The organism is Nocardia nova, assembly GCF_002933465.1.
GTDB classification, from domain to species: domain Bacteria; phylum Actinomycetota; class Actinomycetes; order Mycobacteriales; family Mycobacteriaceae; genus Nocardia; species Nocardia nova_B.
Map to the genome: position 1 here is coordinate 95,094 of NZ_PSZE01000015.1, position 17,332 is coordinate 112,425.

A 17,332-nucleotide genomic window follows, 5' to 3' on the forward strand; every position below is an offset into this window, starting at 1 on the left:
AGGGCCCATGAAGCGTTCGGACGCATCGACGTCGTGCTGTCGAATGCGGGCATCGTCCGGCTCAGCGACGGTCCCGACGACTACGCGCAGATCTGGCAGGACGTGCTGTCGACCAACCTCAGCGGCGGCTTCCACGGCGTGACCGCCGCGATCCCGCACCTCATTTCCGGCGGGCGGGGCGGCTCGATCGTTTTCACCGGATCCACCGCGGGCGTGCGGCCGACCGCGAACCCCAATACCGCCGCGCTGGCCCACACCGTCCAAGTGGGCCGATCAGGCGAAGTGGATCACCGGCGTTTCCCTGCCGGTGAACGCGGGATTCTCCATTCGCTGAACCCACCCCCGGACGGCGGTCAGTACAGGCCGCCGTCCACCCGGATCAGCGATGCCGTGGTGTAACTCGACGCTGGACTGGCCAAATACAGTGCGGTGGTGACGATTTCGGACGGATCGCCGGGACGTCCCGCCGCGCTGCGGGTGGTCTGGCGCGCTTGCTCCGGCCAGGACTTGGCGATATCGGTGAGGAACGGTCCCGCGGAAATGGTATTGACGCGGACCTTCGGTGCGTATTCGCGCGCGAATACCTGTGTGAGTGCGTTGAGCCCGGCCTTCGCACCGGAATACGGACCGAATCCCGGCTCGGGCATGATCGCCCCCGACGACGAGACATTGATGATCGAGCCGCCCTCGCCGGCCGCCATCCGCTCCCCCACCAGTGCGCACAGCCGGAACGGGCCCTTGAAATTGACGTCGACGATCTTGTCGAAGAGGTCCTCGCCCGTCCGTACCGACGACGGGGCCAGCGGCGACATACCGGCATTGTTGACCAGCACGTCGACCCTGCCGAACTCCGTGTACGCGGCCTCCACCAGCGCATCGATCTCCGCCCACTTGCCCACGTGGCACCCCACGGCGAGCGCTCGGCGGCCCAGTGCCGCAACCTCTTTCGCCACCGCCTCACACGCGTCGACCTTGCGACTGGTGATGACGACATCGGCCCCGGCCATGGCGAACGCCAGCACCATCTGCCTGCCCAGACCACGACTGCCACCGGTGACGAGCGCGACCTTGCCGTCGAGTGAAAACAGATCCGTCATGCGAGTCCATGCTCCTTCAGAATGTCGGCGTGCCGTGCGCGAGCGGCAGCGCGGCGCGTCGGAATGTGTTCGGAGGGAAACAGTCCCGCGGCCGGACGGTAACCCCTGAGCACCTGCTTGGCGACGGTCGCCTTGTGCACCTCGGTGGGACCGTCGGCCAGCGCCAGCGCGGGCACGCTGGTCCACCACTCGTAGAGCGGCAGCTCGGTGGTGACCCCGAGCGAGCCGTGGATCTGCACCGCCCGGCCGACGATGTCGTGGAAGATCTTCGCCATCGCCACCTTACACATCGCGATATTCGTGCGCGCCGCGCCGTGCGGCTCGTTGTCGATGATCCACGCCGTTTGCAACACCAGCAGCCGGAACTGGGCCAGTTCGATCCACGAATCCGCGATGAACTGCTGAACCATCTGCTTATCGGCCAGCAGCTCGCCCTGGGTGCGGCGGGAAAGCACCCGCTCGGCCATCATGTCGAACGCGCGCTGACATTTGCCGACGGTGCGCATCGCGTGGTGCACCCGGCCGCCACCGAGCCGGGCCTGCGCCACCTCGAATCCCTGGCCGGGCCCGCCGAGGATCGCATCGCCGGGCACCCGCACATCGTGGTAGCGGATGTAGCCGTGGGTGCCCTCGTCGAGCTCCTCGCGATCGGGCATCACCACCACGTTGCGGATGATCTCGATTCCCGGCGTCTCGGCGGGCACGACGAACATCGACATCCGGCGGTACGGCGATGCGTCCGGGTCGGTGACGGCCATGACGATGAAGAAGGCCGCGTAGCGCGCGTTGGAGGAGAACCACTTCTCCCCGCTGATCACCCAGTCGTCACCGTCACGCCGGGCAGCACAGACGAACTCCTTCGGGTCGGCGCCCGCCTGCGGCTCGGTCATCGAGAAGCAGGAGACGATATCGCCGTCGAGCAGCGGCCGCAGGTAGCGCGACTTCTGTTCCGCGGTGCCGAACATGGCCAGGATCTCGGCGTTTCCGGTGTCGGGAGCGGCGGTGCCGAAGACGGTCGGCGCCCACATCGACCGGCCGAGGATCTCGTTCATCAGGGCGAGTTTCAGCTGACCATAGCCTTGACCGCCCAGCTCCGGGCCGAGGTGGCAGGCCCACAGGCCCCGCTCGCGCACCCGCTGCTGCAGCGGCTTCACGATCGCGCGAGCCGCGGCGTTACCGGTGTTGTAGGGCTGGCCGATATGCGGGAACAGTAGGTCCAGCGGTTCGCATTCCTCCCGGACGAACGTGTCCATCCAATCCAGTTGGGCCTGAAAGTCGGGGTCGGTCCGGAAATCCCACATGTGCTCGAATCCTTTTGTGTCAGAGGGAAGTGTGCGTGGTCAGTGCCCGAGCAAGGTCATCGCCTCGTCGACCAAGCCGGGTAGTGCGGGCTCCATCCGCAAGAACGCCGCGGGCATGGCGCCAGCCCTGCGGGCTCGCTTGATCAACAGTGCGGTGGCGGCTGCCTCCTTGTACCGGGTCAGCGCGTCGAACCACGCCAGGTCGGACACCGATCGGCCCAGCGCGCGCTCGTACTCACGGACCACCTCCGCATTGGTCGGCGTCCCGCACGGCTCGTCGCTCGGCGCGGCCGGGTGGCGGGCCTCGTCGGTGAAATAGGTCAGCCAGCTCAGGTCCACACGGGGATCGCCGACCGACCAGATCTCCCAGTCGATGATCGCGGTAACCCGCTCGCCCTCGCACAGCGTGTTGCCGAGCCGATAGTCGCCGTGATTGACCACCGGTTCGGCCTGCTGCGGCGCGGACTCGTGCAATGCCCGCGCGCAGGCTCGGTAGTTGCCCCGCAGGTCGTCGGGAACCGTCTCGAATGCCCTTGTCCACCGGTCGATTTCGTCGCCGAGACCGACGACCGGTTCGGTACCGAGACCGACCCGCGCCGGACGCACCCGATGCAGGTGCCCGAGCATCCGGGCGGCGTCGAGGTATCGGGCCCGGACCCGCGGCGCCGCCGCGGCGTCGCGCGCCTCCTCGAGCAGCGGCTCCACACATTCGCCGGCGACCAGGTCCATCGCCACGAACGGCGGAATCTGCGGCGGGCACCCCTCGTCACCGAACAGCACCGCAGGCACCCGCACGCCGGGCGCCTGCGCCAAGGCGGCCATGACCCGGCTCTGCCGCAGCACATCCCGGTTGCGCACCGGCGCCAGTCCGGGCGGAGCGACCTTGAGCACGACCGGCGCGGTCGTGCCGGAGTGGGTCAAGTCAGCCACGAAAGTCAGGCTCGACGCCCCTCCGGTCAGCGGCCGGACACCGGATACCGCCGCGCCGGGCAGGGTGCGAGCCGCCGCGGCGGCGGCACGAGCCCGGAGCTGGTCGGCGAAGGTGTCCGCGTCGAACGGCGCGGCTGAATCGGGCTGTTGCACAGCGATATTCCTTCCGGAGCGGGTCCGGCGGCACACGATCGGCAGCACACAGACCCGAACTCTCATTCTCAGAACATCATTCTGATTTCAAGCGCCTCTGTCAACCCGTAAACGCCGCACCGCACAATCGACGAATTCAGAACGCTCGGATCGTCACCCCCGAGCCGGACGGAACAATGTTCGCCGGGCCTTTCGCCGCCACGCTGCTCGCCGACCTCGGCGCGGGTGGTCAAGGTCGAACGACTCGAGCGCGACACCATTCGCGGCCTGGTGCCATTCCCGGAAGCGGGGGGCGCAACGGTGATGCAGGGCAAGGAATCCCTCGCGCTCGACATGCGCGCCCCCGAAGGTCTGGCCATCGTGCACGAATGGAAGGCAGCTGACATACAACATCCGATGAGGGCAGCCGAACCCGGTCGCCGCGGCGGCCATACGGGCCGACATCGCCGCGCGTCAGAGATTCTCGACCAGCCGCCGGACCAGCGAACGCACGCCGGGCAACTCCCGCGACACACCGGCGTGCAGAACGTAGTCAACCTAGTACGATATATCCAGGCGTGCAAGGAAGTCGCCGAGCCTGCGGCGACCCACCCACCACCGGCGCGCGGGTAGGCCGGCCTCGACTTGGCCGACGATGACATCTACCGGGAGGAATCACGTGGCTGACAGGGCCCTCGCACCGATCTTCGATTCGCGCAGCGCCGCGTCTCGCCCTATCAGGACACCCAAGACTGCCCAACTGGTCGCCCGCAACCTGCGCCGCATGATCATCGACGGCACACTGAAGGACGGCGACCACCTTCCGCACGAGGCCGAGCTGATGGAGCACTTCTCGGTCAGCCGCCCCACGTTGCGCGAGGCTGTGCGCGTGCTGGAATCCGAACGCCTCGTCGAGGTGCGCCGCGGATCCCGTTCCGGTGCCCGCGTGTGCGTTCCCGGTCCGGAGATCGTCGCCCGACCGGCGTCGCTGTTACTCGAACTGTCCGGCGCCACGGTCGCCGACGTCTTCGTCGCCCGCGAGGCCATCGAGCCCGAGGCGGCCCGGATTCTCGCGACCGACGGCTCCGAGGAAGACTTCGACGAGCTCGAACGCATGGTCGACGAGGATATCCCCGCGGCCTTCGCCTCCGACAACATGGCGGCCGGAACTTCGGCTTTCCACCTTCGGATCGTGCAGTTGTCCCGGAACGCGACGCTGGCCATCATCGCCGGCATGCTGCACGAGATCACCGAGCGTCACACCGGCGCGGTACTGCTCGAGACCCGCGCGGACAAAGAGCGCTACGAATCCTCGTACAGGCTCGAGATCCGGTCCTGCCGACGGCTGATCAAGCTGCTGCGTGCCCGCGACGCCGATGGCGCGTTCGCGCACTGGCAGAAGCATATGGTCAACGCCCGGCTGTCATTGCTCGAGGGGCGGGAGAACGTTCAGGTGCGCGACATCCTCGACTGACCCCGGACCGGACACCTGGATGCCTTGATCTGTTGCGGCAGAGCACTTTCGATCCGCACACCGGAGTCGGCTGGGGTTGCCACGGTGAGCACGGATAATCACGCGGCCCGGCGCCCGGACGACAGATCATGTGCGAGCCTGCGTGCACTCAGCCCGACCGAGCAGATCGCACGGCAGTTGCGCGGGCAGATCGCGCGGGGCGAGAGCGAAGGCCCGCTGACAGTCCTGCCCGGCGCGCTAGGAGGTGCGCAGGCACGGATGCCCGATCTGAGCGTGGACTGAGCATCATCGACTTCACCCGCGCACTATCCGGTGCCATGGCGACACGAACGCCGGCCGAAAGCGGAGGCAGGCGAAGCAGGTCGAAGGCGCCGTCGCCGCCGCCCCCACCTCCGACTCGGGCCGCGACGCGCTACGCCGCCTGCTCCACTGGGCCGCGGTCCATCACAACCAAGGCCCAGAGCAGCAGCAGCAAAACTCGGCATCGACGGGGTCGGCCTGCGTGTCGTCGACCCGACGTGATGTTCAGCTACGGGGAACAGGGCGCCCGCGCGCACTCCCCTGACTCGACTCGGTATTCCAGGCTCTCGGCGGCTGGAACCTCGACAACGGCGTCCTCGACATCCAGACCGCAGTGCTGTCACTGGCCGGTTTCCTGCCCACGGCCTACGGTCCTGGCAACGCTGAACCGCAGCCGACCGATCCGTGGTGAGAACTCGCCGGGGTGGACACGACACGCCCCGGCGAGTCCGTTCGGAATCCAGTGTGGGAACGACCCGGATTCAGCGGTTGGAACCGCGCGCCTCCGCACGCAACTCGCCGTGACGCGCGAGCATCTGCGCGGCGATCACCTCGAGATCCTTCGGCGGAGTCGGCAGGGTGACCAGACCGCCCTCGCGGCTCGGCAGAGCGATGGTGGCGGTTGCCGGGCAGGTGATCTCGCCGCGCTGGCTGGTACCGCGGAACTCGACGTCGACCAGATACCGGTCACCGTCGACCCGCTTGCCCACGACCTCGCCGGTGATGGTGTGCGTGTCGCCCTGGTAGTTGAACTTACGCATCTGGCTCGACATGCTCACCAGCCACGCGTCGTCACCCATCCAGTCGGTCAGGTAATGCGAGAGCCAGCAGTCACGCATCATGCCGTAGTCGTACGCGGCGGGCAGGCCGATCGACCGCGCGTAGTCGCTGTCCCAGTGAATCCGCTGTGCGACATCGGGAATGCCCTGCTCGTTCGGGATATAGAACGGCGCGATGCGCTGCCGATTCTGGTAGGCGAGCCGACCGGTGCACGGCGTGTAGGGAGCGAAACCGTAACCGCCGGAATGGAAGACGACCATATCGGTGGTGGTCAGCGGTCCCTTGGCCATGGTGCCGAGGCTCTCGCCGACCGAAACGTCTTCGTAGTAACGGGTATTCGCGCCCCGGCGCTGCTCGGCAGCATAGATCTCGTCGATCTTCGCGATGTCCTCGGGGGTATAGGTGGCCGGCTCGATGGCCTGATACTTCTTGCGCTTCTTCGACTCGTGGCGCTCGGTGTGGATCGTGATGACCTTCTGCACCTGCACGACCTCGGCACGCTGGTTCATCTGCACGTGCGAACGAGTGACGATCAGCGACCGGCCCGCGAACTCGGACTCCTTGAGCTCCACATCACTGAAACCCTGGAACGAATACAGGGTGTCGCCGTCGTACACCGGGCGGTACCAGTCGGTGGTGGTGCCGGACACGAACACGTGGATACCGCGGAACGACGGGCGGCGCTGCTCCTTGGGAATCGGGTCCGCCAACAGGTCCCGGGTCAGGGCGACGTTGATCATCGGCGGCGCGATCTGGCCGCCCCAGCGGGTGTTGTAGCCGTATTCCTCGTCGACGAACAGCGGATTGTCGTCGCCGTAGCTGCGCGCGAAATTGCGCATGACGTCCGGGGTGGCACGGGTGAACTGCTCGCGCTGGGTCACCGCGTGGTAAACGCCGACCAGGTCGTGCGCGCGCTGAATGTCCTCATCGCGGAAGGTGTACACCTGCGGTGCGTCCTTCTGCTTTTCTTCGGCCGTTGTCATCTGTATTACCTCCGTGGTCGTGAGCCGGTATGGGCCTGTGCCGTGTTCAGGCAGCCGAGGCCCCGTACCCGAGGGGCGCAGATCTCACCCTACCTAGAAAGTATACTAAGTGAAAGAGGTTACTGACCTTTTCTGCGCGAGTTAGATATCTAAGTTAGCGATGTCAGACCGCTCTGGTTATGCGTCGCCAACCACCACAGGTCCGAAAAGACCGATGTCCCTCCCGAATTCCGGAAGGGACATCGACATCGCCGGGTGCGCGCGTTCAGACGACGATGTCGTCGGCGACGATCCGCTCGAGTACGTGGCGCCGGACCAGCTTCCCGGTCTCAGTGCGGGGCAACTCGTCCCAGTAGAGGATCCGCTCGGGCGTCTTACTGCCGCGCAACACATTCCGCACGTAGGCGCGCAATTCCTCGGGGTCCAGTGTCATCCCGGGACGCACCACGACGGCCGCTTCGATCCTCTGGCCCCACTCATCGTCGGGCACACCCACGACGGCGGCGTCCGCCACCGCGGGGTGCCGGAGGATGACGTCCTCGATTTCGGCCGGCGCGATGTTCTCCGCGCCGCGGATGATCGTGTCGTCCACCCGTCCGCCGATGTATAGATAGCCGTCCTCATCGACGTAGCCCTGGTCGCGAGTGTTGAAGAAGCCGCGGTCGTCGACGGCGCGGCCGATGCCGGCATACTCGGCGGACACCTGCTCACCGCGAACCCAAATGCTCCCGGCGACGCCGGGGCCCACCACCGCGTCGTTGGCATCCCGGATTTCCAGGTCGATGCCCGGAACCGCGCGGCCGACCGAGGCCAGCCGGGCCCGCACGGCCGGCTCGTCACTGGCGAGCGCGGCGCGATGATCCTCGGGGCCGAGCACGGCGACAGTGGAGCTGGTTTCGGTGAGTCCGTAGGCGTTGACGAAGCCGACTTCCGGCCACATCTTCAGGGCCTTCTCGATGACGACGGCGGGCATCGGCGCTCCGCCGTAGGCGAGACTGCGCAGCGCCGGCAGCGACTTGTCCTCGTCGGATTCGACGATCCGCGCGAGCATCGTCGGAACGACCAGCGCGTTGGTGATCTCCTCCTCGCGGGCCAGCTGCAACCACTGCGCGGGCGTGAACCGTTCGAGCACCAGGGTGCGCCGGCCCGAATACAGGCTGGTGATCGCATTCGCCACCGCCGCAATGTGATACGGGGGAACACTGATGAGCGCGGCATCGGTCGGCTCGGCGGACGCGAACTCGACCGAGCCGAATACGTAGGAGGTGAGGTTCTCGTGCCGCAGCAGCACACCCTTGGGCGCCGAGGTCGTGCCGCTGGTGTAGATGACGACGGCCGGCGCTTCGGTCTCCTCGGGATCCGGCGCCGCATCGGCAGCGACGGGCTGCGCGGTCCGGGCCAGCCACTGCGCGGGCGTCAGGACGCTGAGCCCGGCGTTGCGCAAGATCGGCACCTGCGCCTCGTCGGCGATGCCGATCGCGCGTGGATGGTTGGCCAACAACGACTGCAACTGCTCCGCACCGAGCCGATAGTTCACCGGCACCAGCGGAACGCCCGCCCGCGCCGCGGAGAACATGGCGACCGGGAAGGCCGGGCCGTTGACCGCCAGGTAGACCACCGAATCCGCACCGGACTCGCGAATCGCGGCCGCGCCTGCCTCGGCCATCTCACCGAGCCGTGCGGCGGTGATGCCGCCCTCGCGGCGACCGATCACCACGCGGTCTCCGAAACCGTCGATCGCCATGTCCAGCAGCATCGTCAAATTCATTCGAAACTCCAATAATTCACGGATCGAGGCGGTTGTCAGTCCGAAGACGGAAGCGGTTTGGCCTGCTTGACCTCGAGCGGGCGGCTTCCCACTGCCAACGACCCCTCACCGGCCTTGGTGCACAGCACCTCGAGTCCGATTTCCTCGTCGACGTAACGCTTGCCGAGCAGGGTGCCGGAGCGGTGTGCGGGGTCGATGCCACTGCCATCACCGACTCCCGCCTTGCCTGCCACCATATCGGCGCCGCCACAGGTTAGAGCGACGTCCTCCTTGGGTGCGCGCACGACGATGAGCGCGGTCGCGTCGGTGGTGCTTGCCAGCGACTGGCCTACCTTGAGAATCACGCTGCCTCCATCTTTCCTCTTGCTGGACCGATCCACGTTACCCGAGGGTGGTGATCTCGATACTTCACCGATCCATGGTCCATGTCACATAGTTTAGATAGTACTATAAGTGAGCGAAGCGGAGCACAGGCTTGCGCATCGCACAAGCCATCCGTCGAGCACCCTCCGCAGCCCGGCGGCGGACACAGCGAACAGGAAGCACATATGGAGATCCAGGGAAAGAATGCGACCGTCGTCGGCGGCGCGTCGGGGATGGGCAAAGCGACTGCGCAGGCTCTCGCGGCGGCGGGTGCGAAGGTTGCGATCCTCGACCGGGAAGCAAGCGACGGCAAGAAGGTCGCCGATGAGATCGGAGGCATCTTTCACCCCATCGACATCACCGACTTCGAGGGTGCCGAACAAACCCTCGCGACCGCGGTCGCCGATCTGGGAAGCCTGCACATCGCGGTCAACACCGCCGGCGGCGGCAGCGTGAAGAAGACCCTCGGTCGCAGCGGGCCGCACGACCTCGAATCCTTCCGGCAGGTCATCGACCTGAACCTGGTCTCGACCTTCAACCTCAACCGCCTGCAGGCGTTCCATATGAGCAAGAATGAGGCCGAGGACTCCGAGCGTGGCGTCATCATCAACACCTCCTCCATCGCGGCGTTCGAGGGGCAGATCGGTCAGGTCGCCTACACCGCGTCGAAAGCCGGCATCGCGGGCATGGCGCTGGTGATGGCCCGCGACCTCGGGCCGCAGGGCATCCGGGTACTGGCCATCGCGCCGAGCCTGTTCGCCACCGGGGCCACCGCCGCCTTCACCGATGAGCAGGTTGCACCGCTGGTGGCCGACGCCGCGTTCCCGAAGCGGATGGGGCGGCCGGAGGAGTACGCCAAACTCGCGCTCGCCATCGTCGACAACCAGATGCTGAACGGCCAGTGCTTGCGACTGGACGCCGGTCAGCGGTTCGCGCCCCGCTGATCCCACTCGCACCCAGCTAGGAGACACCCCCCATGCCGTTGGCACTGACGGACGACCACCTCGCAATCGCCGAAGCGGTCCGGTCCTTCCTCACCGACCAGAAGGCGCCCGAACTCGCGCGCCGCTTCCTCGACGATCCGGACGCCGACACGACCGGAGTGTGGAAACAGTTCGCCGGTCTCGGCTGGCTCGGACTGCATCTACCGACCGAATTCGGTGGCGACGGCTACGGGCTGCCCGAACTTGCGATCGTCGCGGAGGAACTCGGCGCCGTGCTCGCGCCGGTCCCGTTCATCTCGACCGTTGTCACCTCATGCCTGCTCGCCGCCTCCGATGCGGACGCCGCGAAAACGGCACTGCTGCCCGGTTTCGCGGACGGCTCGCAGATCGCGGGGCTCGGCCTGGGAGGTGCGCTGGTCGTCGACGCCTCCGGGGCGTTGCGCGGCGACGCTGGACCCGTCGTCGGCGCGGGCGCGGCAACGTTGTTCGCGGTGCGAGTCGGCGACAACATCGCCCTGGTACGGGCAGATGCCGACGGAGTCGATTCGCAGATCGTCGACGCGCTCGATCCCACACTCCGAATCCGCAGCGTGAATCTGCGCGACGTCACCCCCGAGGTCGTGCTACCCGGCGCCGCGACAACGGCCGCTCGCATCGCCCAGATCCTCGGTGCCGCCGAGGCTGCCGGTGGCGCCCGAGCCACCCTCGAGCACGCACTCGGCTACGCGAAGGTGCGCGAACAGTTCGGCCGCACCATCGGCTCGTTCCAAGCGGTCAAGCACCACCTGGCGAATATGCTGGCCGGCTCCGAACTCGCGGTGGCCACGGCGTGGGATGCCGCCCGCGCGGGCGTACACGGCGAACAGGGCACATTGGCGGCGAACGTCGCGGGCGTGATCGCCTACGACGAGTACGTTCACAATGCCGAGAAGAGCGTGCAGCTCCACGGCGGCATCGGCTTCACCTGGGAGCACGACTGCCACCTGTATCTGCGCCGGGCCCAGAGCATCCGGGCGCTGTTCGGCTCGGTGGACACCGCCGCCGACGCGATCTACGCCGCTGCGGTCGACGGGGTGCGCCGCGAGTATGCCGTAGACCTGCCACCGGAAGCGGAGGTATTCCGCACCGAGGCGGCCGCGTTCGTGACCGAACTGGGCGCCGCGCCCGAGTCCGACCACCGCCGTATGCTGGTCGACTCCGGGTACCTGATGCCGCACTGGCGCAAGCCTTTCGGCCGCGAGGCCGGCCCGGTCGAACAACTCGTCATCGACGAGGAGTTCGCGAATGTGGACTTGCCCAACCTGGGCATCGGCGCCTGGGTCACGCTGACCCTGAGCCAACACGGGACACCCGAGCAGATCGACCGGTGGATCAGGGCGAGCCTGCTGGGCGAACTGGTCTGGTGCCAGTTGTTCTCCGAACCCGGCGCCGGTTCCGATGCGGCCGCCGTGAGTACCCGTGGCGTGCGGGTCGAGGGCGGCTGGCGGGTGACCGGGCAGAAGGTGTGGACATCGAACGCGCAGTACTGCAATCGCGGTCTCGCGACCATCCGGACCAACCGGGACGCTCCGAAGCACAAGGGCATCACCGCGATGGTGATCGACCTCGACGCTCCCGGCGTCGAGGTGCGCCCGCTGCGGGAGATCACCGGCGACGCGGTATTCAACGAGGTCTTCTTCGACGACGTCTTCGTACCGGACGAAGACGTCGTCGGCGAGGTGAACAACGGCTGGACCGTTGCCCGCGCGACCCTCGGCAACGAGCGCGTGTCCATCGGCGGCATGTCGCACGGGCGCACCCCGTTCGATCTGATCGACCTGGTCCACATCGGCGGTGACAACGCCGCGGCGGTGCGCGAGGTCGCGCGCCTGCTCGCGATGGAACAGGCGCTACAGGTGTTGAACCTGCGTCACGTCGCCCGCGCTGTCACGGGCGCCGGGCCCGGCCCGGAGGGCAGTGTCACCAAGTTGCTCTCGGCCGAACATCTGCAGCACACCGCCGAGGCGGGAATGCGGCTCGCGGGACCGGCAGCGGTGCTCGGGCAGCTCCCCGAGGTCGGGCGCGACTACCTGTTCGGCCGGGCGCACACTATCGCGGGCGGGACCTCGGAGATCAACCGCAACGTGATCGCCGAGCGGCTGCTGGGATTGCCTCGAGAGCAAATCGCACGCTGACCATTGCCCCCTCGCACCTCCGATACGGCAAGGGCATAGCGCAAGGGCCCCGGCATCATTCGATGCCGGGGCCCACGTCTGGAACCCCACCGATTCGCCGACAAGTATTACCTAGTTATATACTCAGCTCATGTCCAGCACTCTCGAGGCAGGCGTGATCGACCCGCCGAACGGTCCCCGACCACCGCTCGGGCGCCTGCTCGAGCTCGAGGAGGTCGACACCGACCTCTACATCGGCCGTTCCTACACCGACGCCGCGCTGCGCATCTACGGCGGCCAGGCCGTCGGACAGGCTCTGATCGCAGCGGGCCGAACCGTCGACCCGCAACGCCGGGCTCATTCACTGCACGGTCATTTCATCCATCCCGGCAACCCTCAGGCGCCCGTGCTCTACCACGTCGAAAGAGTCAGGGACGGTGGAAGTTTCACGACCCGATCAGTGCGAGCCACCCAGGGTGGGGTGACCATCTTCCTACTGACCGCATCCTTCCAGCGGCCCGAGCGCGGGTTCTCCCACCAAGCTCGGGAAACTGTCGCGCCCCCACCTGAGGAGGTACCCCCCTTCGAGGACTCCGTCGATCCGGACTACCTGAAGGGCGCGACGTGGCTGCCACAATTGCGGGCCAACATCGCCGTCGACTTCCGGTTCCCGGAGGAGTATCCGCGGGTCGCCAACGCGCGCGGCGAATCCCGGCCACCCCGGCAGCGGGCCTGGATCCGGACCACGGAGCGGCTCGCCGAGGACCCGCTCATCCAGGCGGCAGGATTCGCCTACACCTCCGACCTGTTCCTACTGTCATCCGCCCTCCCGCCGCACGCCGTCACCATCGACGAGCCCGGTATGCAGCTCGCCAGCCTCGACCACTCGGTGTGGTTGCACGAGGACTTCCGCTCCGACGAGTGGCACCTCTACGAGCAGGAGGGACTGTGGACCGGCGGTGGCCGCGGTCTTTCCCGCGGCCACCTCTACGACCGCAATGGCACCCTCGTGGCCAGCACCATGCAGGAGGGCCTGCTGCGCCTGCGGAAGTAGCGGCACGATTGCGACTGCCGGGTGCCAGGTCCCGGCGCACAGCGGACTTCGCGTATCGGGCAGAGCCAGGGCCCGCCCAGCCGTGTCGACCGACGGACGGCACCGCGGCACTCGCTCAACGATCGCGTTCTGCGGCGGGGATCGGCTGAGCTTCCTCGGGGATCAACATTCGGCGCGCGAACGCGATCCACTCGGCCAGGTGCGGATCCTGGAGCGGCTCGCGTGGCTCGACCGCGTAGGTCAGCGCCACCCCGCGCATGCTCGTATTCAACGTCTCCCGGACGGCGGCGTAGCCGGGCGTCGCGGCCAGCGCGGACCCGAAGAAGTTGTCCGTTGCCGAGCGCACCATCGCCCCCATCACATGTTCCTCCGGAACCAATGCGGCCCTGAGCCGCGCGTTCGAGCGCGCCGCCAGCCACAGCTCCATCGAGGCCCAGAAGTACGGCTGCTGATACGTCATCCACATGGTCCGCACGGCGGCGGCGATGCGCGCATGCTCCTCGGCCGGCCAGTCCGTGCGCGAGCCGAGGTGGCGGACTCGCTCGGCGGCGAGATGGTGCACGGCCGCGACCAACAGTCCGTCCCGGGACGGGAAGTGATGCAGCAGCCGGCCCCGCGAGACGCCGGCCGCCTTCTGGATGGCCAAGGTGGTGGCACCGGAGTATCCGCTGTCGACCAGGACCCGGACCGCGGCATCGAGAATCTGCAGCTTGCTGATCCGGCTACGTTCCTGTTCGCGCACCGTAATGTCCACCCGTCCGCCTCCCGCTTCGGCATCGATCAGCGATCATCATCCCGTGACGTCGCGACCGATCAAACGGCGGGCGATCACCCACTGCTGTAATTCGTTGGCGCCTTCGAAGATCTCCAGAATCTTGGCGTCCCGGTAGAGCTCTTCGAGCCGCACCGACTCGCCGGTCTCGGCCACCTCGCGGGCGAACCCGTAGCCGCCGTGGATCTGGATCGAATCACGCACGGTGTCCACCGCGATCCGCGTCCCGAATGCCTTGGCCATGGCCGCCTCCGGTTCGGCCGACCGGTCCCCGTGGTCCAACCGGATCGCGGCCTTCTGATAGAGGCTGCGGGCCATCTCGATCTCGGTGGCACGCTCGGCCATCTTGAACTGCCAGTACTGCATCTTGCCGAGCGGCCCACCGAAAAGATTACGGGTGCGCAAGCGGTCCACGGCCAGGTCGAGCGCGGCTTGCGCGACACCGACACCGGCGGCACCGATCCCGATCCGGCCGCGGGTCAGGCACGACAGCGCTACCGATAATCCGGCGCCGGGGTCGCCGAGCAGGTTCGCGCGGGGCACGAAGACATCCTCGAAGACGATGTCCGCGGTGAGCTGGCCGCGATGTCCCATTTTCAGGTCGGGGGCGCCGATCCGAATTCCGGCGGAATTGCGCAGGTCGATCATCAGCATGTTCATCCGGTCCCCGCTACGGCACAGCACCGCCGCCCAGGATGCGACCACGCTGTTGGTGATCCATCGCTTGCGCCCGTTCACCCGGAATCCGCCCTCGGCCGGGGTCGCCACGGTCTCGAGTGCCTGCACCGACAGGTCACTGCTCGCATTGGGCTCGGTGGTCGCGAACGAAAAGGCCTCCGATCCCGAGACCAGCGCCGGAAGCAACCGCGATCGCAGTTCCTCGGTCGCGAAGCTCAGGGCCTGGGGCACCAGAATGCACTGCCCGTCGTAAACCCCCGCCATCGACGAGGAGTGGTAGGCGATCTCCTCGGTTGCGGTGCAGGTGCCGAGCATCGGAAATTCCAGGCCGCGACCGTATTTCGCCTCGAACGGCAGAGCGAACAGCCCGGCATCGGCAAGTCCGCGAAAGGCGTCCCAGGGGAAGCTGTCCGCCGACTCGACCTGCTCCCCGATCCGGCGCGCCACCGGCGCGACCACCCGAGTCACCGCCGCTCGCGCTTCCGCGCGCAGGGCGACGGTCTCGGTGGGAAGCCACGTGTCGTGCCACATCGAATCCTGCGTGCGGCGAACCGTGGTTTCCAGGGCGGCGTTCTGGGTCATGAGATGCCTTCCGGCTCGGTGGAATTCGTGGCGGTCGAACTAGTCGATGCCTATCCACCGTAGATACCTGGAAGCATATCAGTCAATGGTGACTGTTTTCGAGCCTTCTCCAATTCGCTATACATCGCTTTGCACCAAACTGTTAAGCAACAGTTTGCGAACAGAGGGGTAGGCCAGCAGTTTTCAACAGTCCGATCTGACTTCTTCACGTGTCACCGCGACGGGCGAGCGGGGGACCTCCGATCGTTCACGCCGCCACCGGGGAATGCGCAGGCCCGCCCGAGCAATCCCGCGAACCCCTACACGCGCTGCGCCCCCTGATTCTGCGCACGCCCCCGGCCGATGACGGCGGTGCGGCGATCAGCGACACGCGACGGCTCGAACTCCGCCATCCAGGCGCGCGAGGTCGCGTCCTCCACGACCAGCGCCGGATCGACGAGATGATCCTCGGCGCGCCGGTAGGACTCCAGCAGCGTCCGGACGCCGGCCTGATCATTGCCGACCACCGAGACCGCCACATCCATCGCCGTCGGCAGCAACTGGTCATGCGACACCACTTCGGTCACCAAGCCCACGCGCAGCGCGGTCGCGGCATCGACGAAGTCACCCGACAGACTCATCCGGCGGGCGAAGCCGCGCCCCACCGCCGCGGGCAGCCGGGACGTCAGACCCCAGCCGGGCAGCACTCCGACCCTGGCATGGGTGTCGGCGAACCGCGCACGCTCCGAGGCGATGAGGAAGTCGCACGCGAGCGCCAGCTCCAAGCCCCCGGTGATCGCCGCACCATTGACAGCGCCGATCACCGGTTTCGACAGCGGACGCCAGGGATGGCCGACCGGCACCTCCGCATCAGCGATCCGGGCGGCATTGCCCCCGGTCGCGCCCAGCTCACGCAGATCCAATCCCGCACAGAACGCGGGGTCGGCCCCAGTCAGGATGACCACGTCCACTCGATCATCGGCGTCGGCAGCGGCGAGCTCGCGACGCAACGCAACGATCAGACTGCTGGTCAACGCATTTCGCGCCTCCGGACGATGCAGGGTGAGAACGCGGACACCACCATGCTGTTCGGTGAGCAGGATCGATTCCATCGCTGGTTCGGCGTGGATCATATGCACTCCTCGATGAGCTCCGGCCGGGTTCTTCGACCAGCCTACCTCTACTTGTTTATCTAGGTTATCTATGTATCGTGATCGCATGCACACCGCACCAGAACCGCTGATCGAGGTCGAGCAGCCCAGAGACGGCGTGATCGTCCTGAAGCTCAACCGCCCGGACCGGCTCAACGCTATGACGGTCGAGCTGGTAGACGCCCTGCATGCCGAACTGGACCGGCTCGCCACCGACAACCGAACCCGGGTGGTGGTGCTGACGGGAGCCGGCCGCGGTTTCTGCGCGGGCCTCGACCTCGGCGGGTTCGGCGAGGTTCCCGGATCGGAGGGGCTCGGCGCCGTCCAGACCTCGATGTTGGTGCAGACCCGGATCGCCACCCTCGTGCAGAAGATCCGCCGCCTGCCGCAGGTGTTCGTGGCGGCGGTCAACGGCGCGGCGGCAGGCGGCGGACTCGCGCTCGTGAGCGCTTGCGATATCCGAATCGCCAGCGACAGCGCAATATTCGCGGTCTCGTTCATCCGCGTCGGCTTCTCCGGCTGCGATATCGGCACCTCGTGGATGCTGCCCCGGCTCGTCGGGGCCGGCCGAGCTCACGAACTGATGCTCACCGGGCGGCGTTTCGATGCGGCCGAGGCGCTGCACATCGGCCTGCTCGCCGACGTCGTGCCGGGCGAGCAACTGCTCGAACGAGTGAACACGGCGATCGACTCGCTACTCGCCGCACCACCGATGTCGCTGGCCCTGACCAAGCGTGGCATGTGGCTGGCACTGGAGATCCCCTCACTGGACACCGCGATCGAAATGGAGAACCGGCAGCAGGTACTCACCACCGCGACGGCGGACCAGTCCGAGGCGATGACCGCGTACGTCGAACGCCGGGCCCCTGTCTACGGAAACCGTTGAGCGCC

At 67.2% G+C, this 17,332-nt stretch carries 16 protein-coding genes and 1 pseudogene; 8 read left to right on the top strand and 9 right to left on the bottom strand.

What is annotated here, in order from left to right; all coding sequences use genetic code 11:
• Nucleotides 1-12 precede the first annotated feature (12 nt).
• Nucleotides 13-399, top strand: a pseudogene (locus tag C5E41_RS19050) (SDR family NAD(P)-dependent oxidoreductase); the annotation flags it as partial.
• Here C5E41_RS19050 and C5E41_RS19055 read toward each other — a convergent pair.
• The 3 genes from C5E41_RS19055 to C5E41_RS19065 are packed head-to-tail and all read right to left on the bottom strand — an operon-like array spanning nt 354 to nt 3,481.
• The gene (locus C5E41_RS19055) at nt 354-1,097 is read right to left on the bottom strand and encodes an SDR family NAD(P)-dependent oxidoreductase (protein WP_104377160.1); all 744 of its coding nucleotides are present in this window, start codon (nt 1,095-1,097) and stop codon (nt 354-356) included. The pseudogene C5E41_RS19050 and the gene C5E41_RS19055 sit on opposite strands and share 46 nt — an antisense overlap.
• Nucleotides 1,094-2,398, bottom strand: a complete 1,305-nt coding sequence (locus tag C5E41_RS19060) for an acyl-CoA dehydrogenase family protein (RefSeq protein ID WP_104377161.1) — start codon at nt 2,396-2,398, stop codon at nt 1,094-1,096. Before C5E41_RS19060 ends, C5E41_RS19055 begins: the two co-directional genes overlap by 4 nt.
• A 39-nt stretch (nt 2,399-2,437) precedes the next feature.
• The gene (locus C5E41_RS19065; protein ID WP_258081069.1) at nt 2,438-3,481 is read right to left on the bottom strand and encodes a phosphotransferase family protein; all 1,044 of its coding nucleotides are present in this window, start codon (nt 3,479-3,481) and stop codon (nt 2,438-2,440) included.
• Between the two features lie 225 nt (nt 3,482-3,706).
• On the opposite strand from C5E41_RS19065, the gene C5E41_RS35755 reads away from it, so the two are divergent.
• The 3 genes from C5E41_RS35755 (at nt 3,707) to C5E41_RS19080 (ending at nt 5,216) form a co-directional block, all read left to right on the top strand.
• Complete coding sequence (locus C5E41_RS35755; RefSeq protein WP_104377163.1) at nt 3,707-4,093, top strand: hypothetical protein; 387 nt, start codon at nt 3,707-3,709, stop codon at nt 4,091-4,093.
• Between the two features lie 46 nt (nt 4,094-4,139).
• On the top strand, nt 4,140-4,934 hold the full coding sequence (locus C5E41_RS19075; RefSeq protein WP_258081070.1) for a FadR/GntR family transcriptional regulator: 795 nt from the start codon (nt 4,140-4,142) through the stop codon (nt 4,932-4,934).
• 84 nt (nt 4,935-5,018) lie between these two features.
• Nucleotides 5,019-5,216, top strand: coding sequence for a hypothetical protein (locus C5E41_RS19080; protein WP_104377165.1), 198 nt, complete (start codon nt 5,019-5,021; stop codon nt 5,214-5,216).
• 500 nt (nt 5,217-5,716) lie between these two features.
• Here C5E41_RS19080 and C5E41_RS19085 read toward each other — a convergent pair whose 3' ends face one another.
• From C5E41_RS19085 to C5E41_RS19095, 3 genes are all read right to left on the bottom strand, one after another.
• Nucleotides 5,717-6,997 carry an FAS1-like dehydratase domain-containing protein gene (locus C5E41_RS19085; RefSeq protein ID WP_104377166.1) on the bottom strand — a complete coding sequence of 427 codons (1,281 nt, stop codon included), beginning with the start codon at nt 6,995-6,997 and terminating at the stop codon, nt 5,717-5,719.
• A gap of 265 nt (nt 6,998-7,262) precedes the next feature.
• Nucleotides 7,263-8,765, bottom strand: a complete 1,503-nt coding sequence (locus tag C5E41_RS19090; protein WP_104377167.1) for a class I adenylate-forming enzyme family protein — start codon at nt 8,763-8,765, stop codon at nt 7,263-7,265.
• A gap of 35 nt (nt 8,766-8,800) precedes the next feature.
• Nucleotides 8,801-9,109, bottom strand: a complete 309-nt coding sequence (locus C5E41_RS19095; protein ID WP_104377168.1) for a hypothetical protein — start codon at nt 9,107-9,109, stop codon at nt 8,801-8,803.
• Between the two features lie 204 nt (nt 9,110-9,313).
• On the opposite strand from C5E41_RS19095, the gene C5E41_RS19100 reads away from it, so the two are divergent.
• The 3 genes from C5E41_RS19100 (at nt 9,314) to C5E41_RS19110 (ending at nt 13,279) form a co-directional block, all read left to right on the top strand.
• The gene (locus C5E41_RS19100; protein WP_104377169.1) at nt 9,314-10,072 is read left to right on the top strand and encodes an SDR family NAD(P)-dependent oxidoreductase; all 759 of its coding nucleotides are present in this window, start codon (nt 9,314-9,316) and stop codon (nt 10,070-10,072) included.
• Between the two features lie 32 nt (nt 10,073-10,104).
• A complete protein-coding gene (locus tag C5E41_RS19105) occupies nt 10,105-12,246 on the top strand; it encodes an acyl-CoA dehydrogenase (protein ID WP_104377170.1) in 2,142 nt (713 codons plus the stop codon).
• A gap of 130 nt (nt 12,247-12,376) precedes the next feature.
• A complete protein-coding gene (locus tag C5E41_RS19110) occupies nt 12,377-13,279 on the top strand; it encodes an acyl-CoA thioesterase (protein WP_104377171.1) in 903 nt (300 codons plus the stop codon).
• 115 nt (nt 13,280-13,394) lie between these two features.
• Here the strand turns inward: C5E41_RS19110 and C5E41_RS19115 are convergent, their stop codons facing one another.
• From C5E41_RS19115 to C5E41_RS19125, 3 genes are all read right to left on the bottom strand, one after another.
• On the bottom strand, nt 13,395-14,021 hold the full coding sequence (locus C5E41_RS19115) for a TetR/AcrR family transcriptional regulator (protein WP_258081071.1): 627 nt from the start codon (nt 14,019-14,021) through the stop codon (nt 13,395-13,397).
• A 48-nt stretch (nt 14,022-14,069) separates the two neighbouring features.
• Nucleotides 14,070-15,311, bottom strand: coding sequence for an acyl-CoA dehydrogenase family protein (locus C5E41_RS19120; protein WP_104377173.1), 1,242 nt, complete (start codon nt 15,309-15,311; stop codon nt 14,070-14,072).
• Between the two features lie 299 nt (nt 15,312-15,610).
• Entirely contained in the window at nt 15,611-16,423 is an 813-nt protein-coding gene (locus C5E41_RS19125; protein ID WP_258081072.1) for an enoyl-CoA hydratase, read from the bottom strand.
• 85 nt (nt 16,424-16,508) lie between these two features.
• Between C5E41_RS19125 and C5E41_RS19130 the strand changes: the two genes are divergently transcribed.
• Nucleotides 16,509-17,327: an enoyl-CoA hydratase/isomerase family protein gene (locus C5E41_RS19130; protein ID WP_104377212.1), complete on the top strand. Its 819-nt coding sequence runs from the start codon at nt 16,509-16,511 to the stop codon at nt 17,325-17,327.
• Nucleotides 17,328-17,332: the final 5 nt, after the last annotated feature.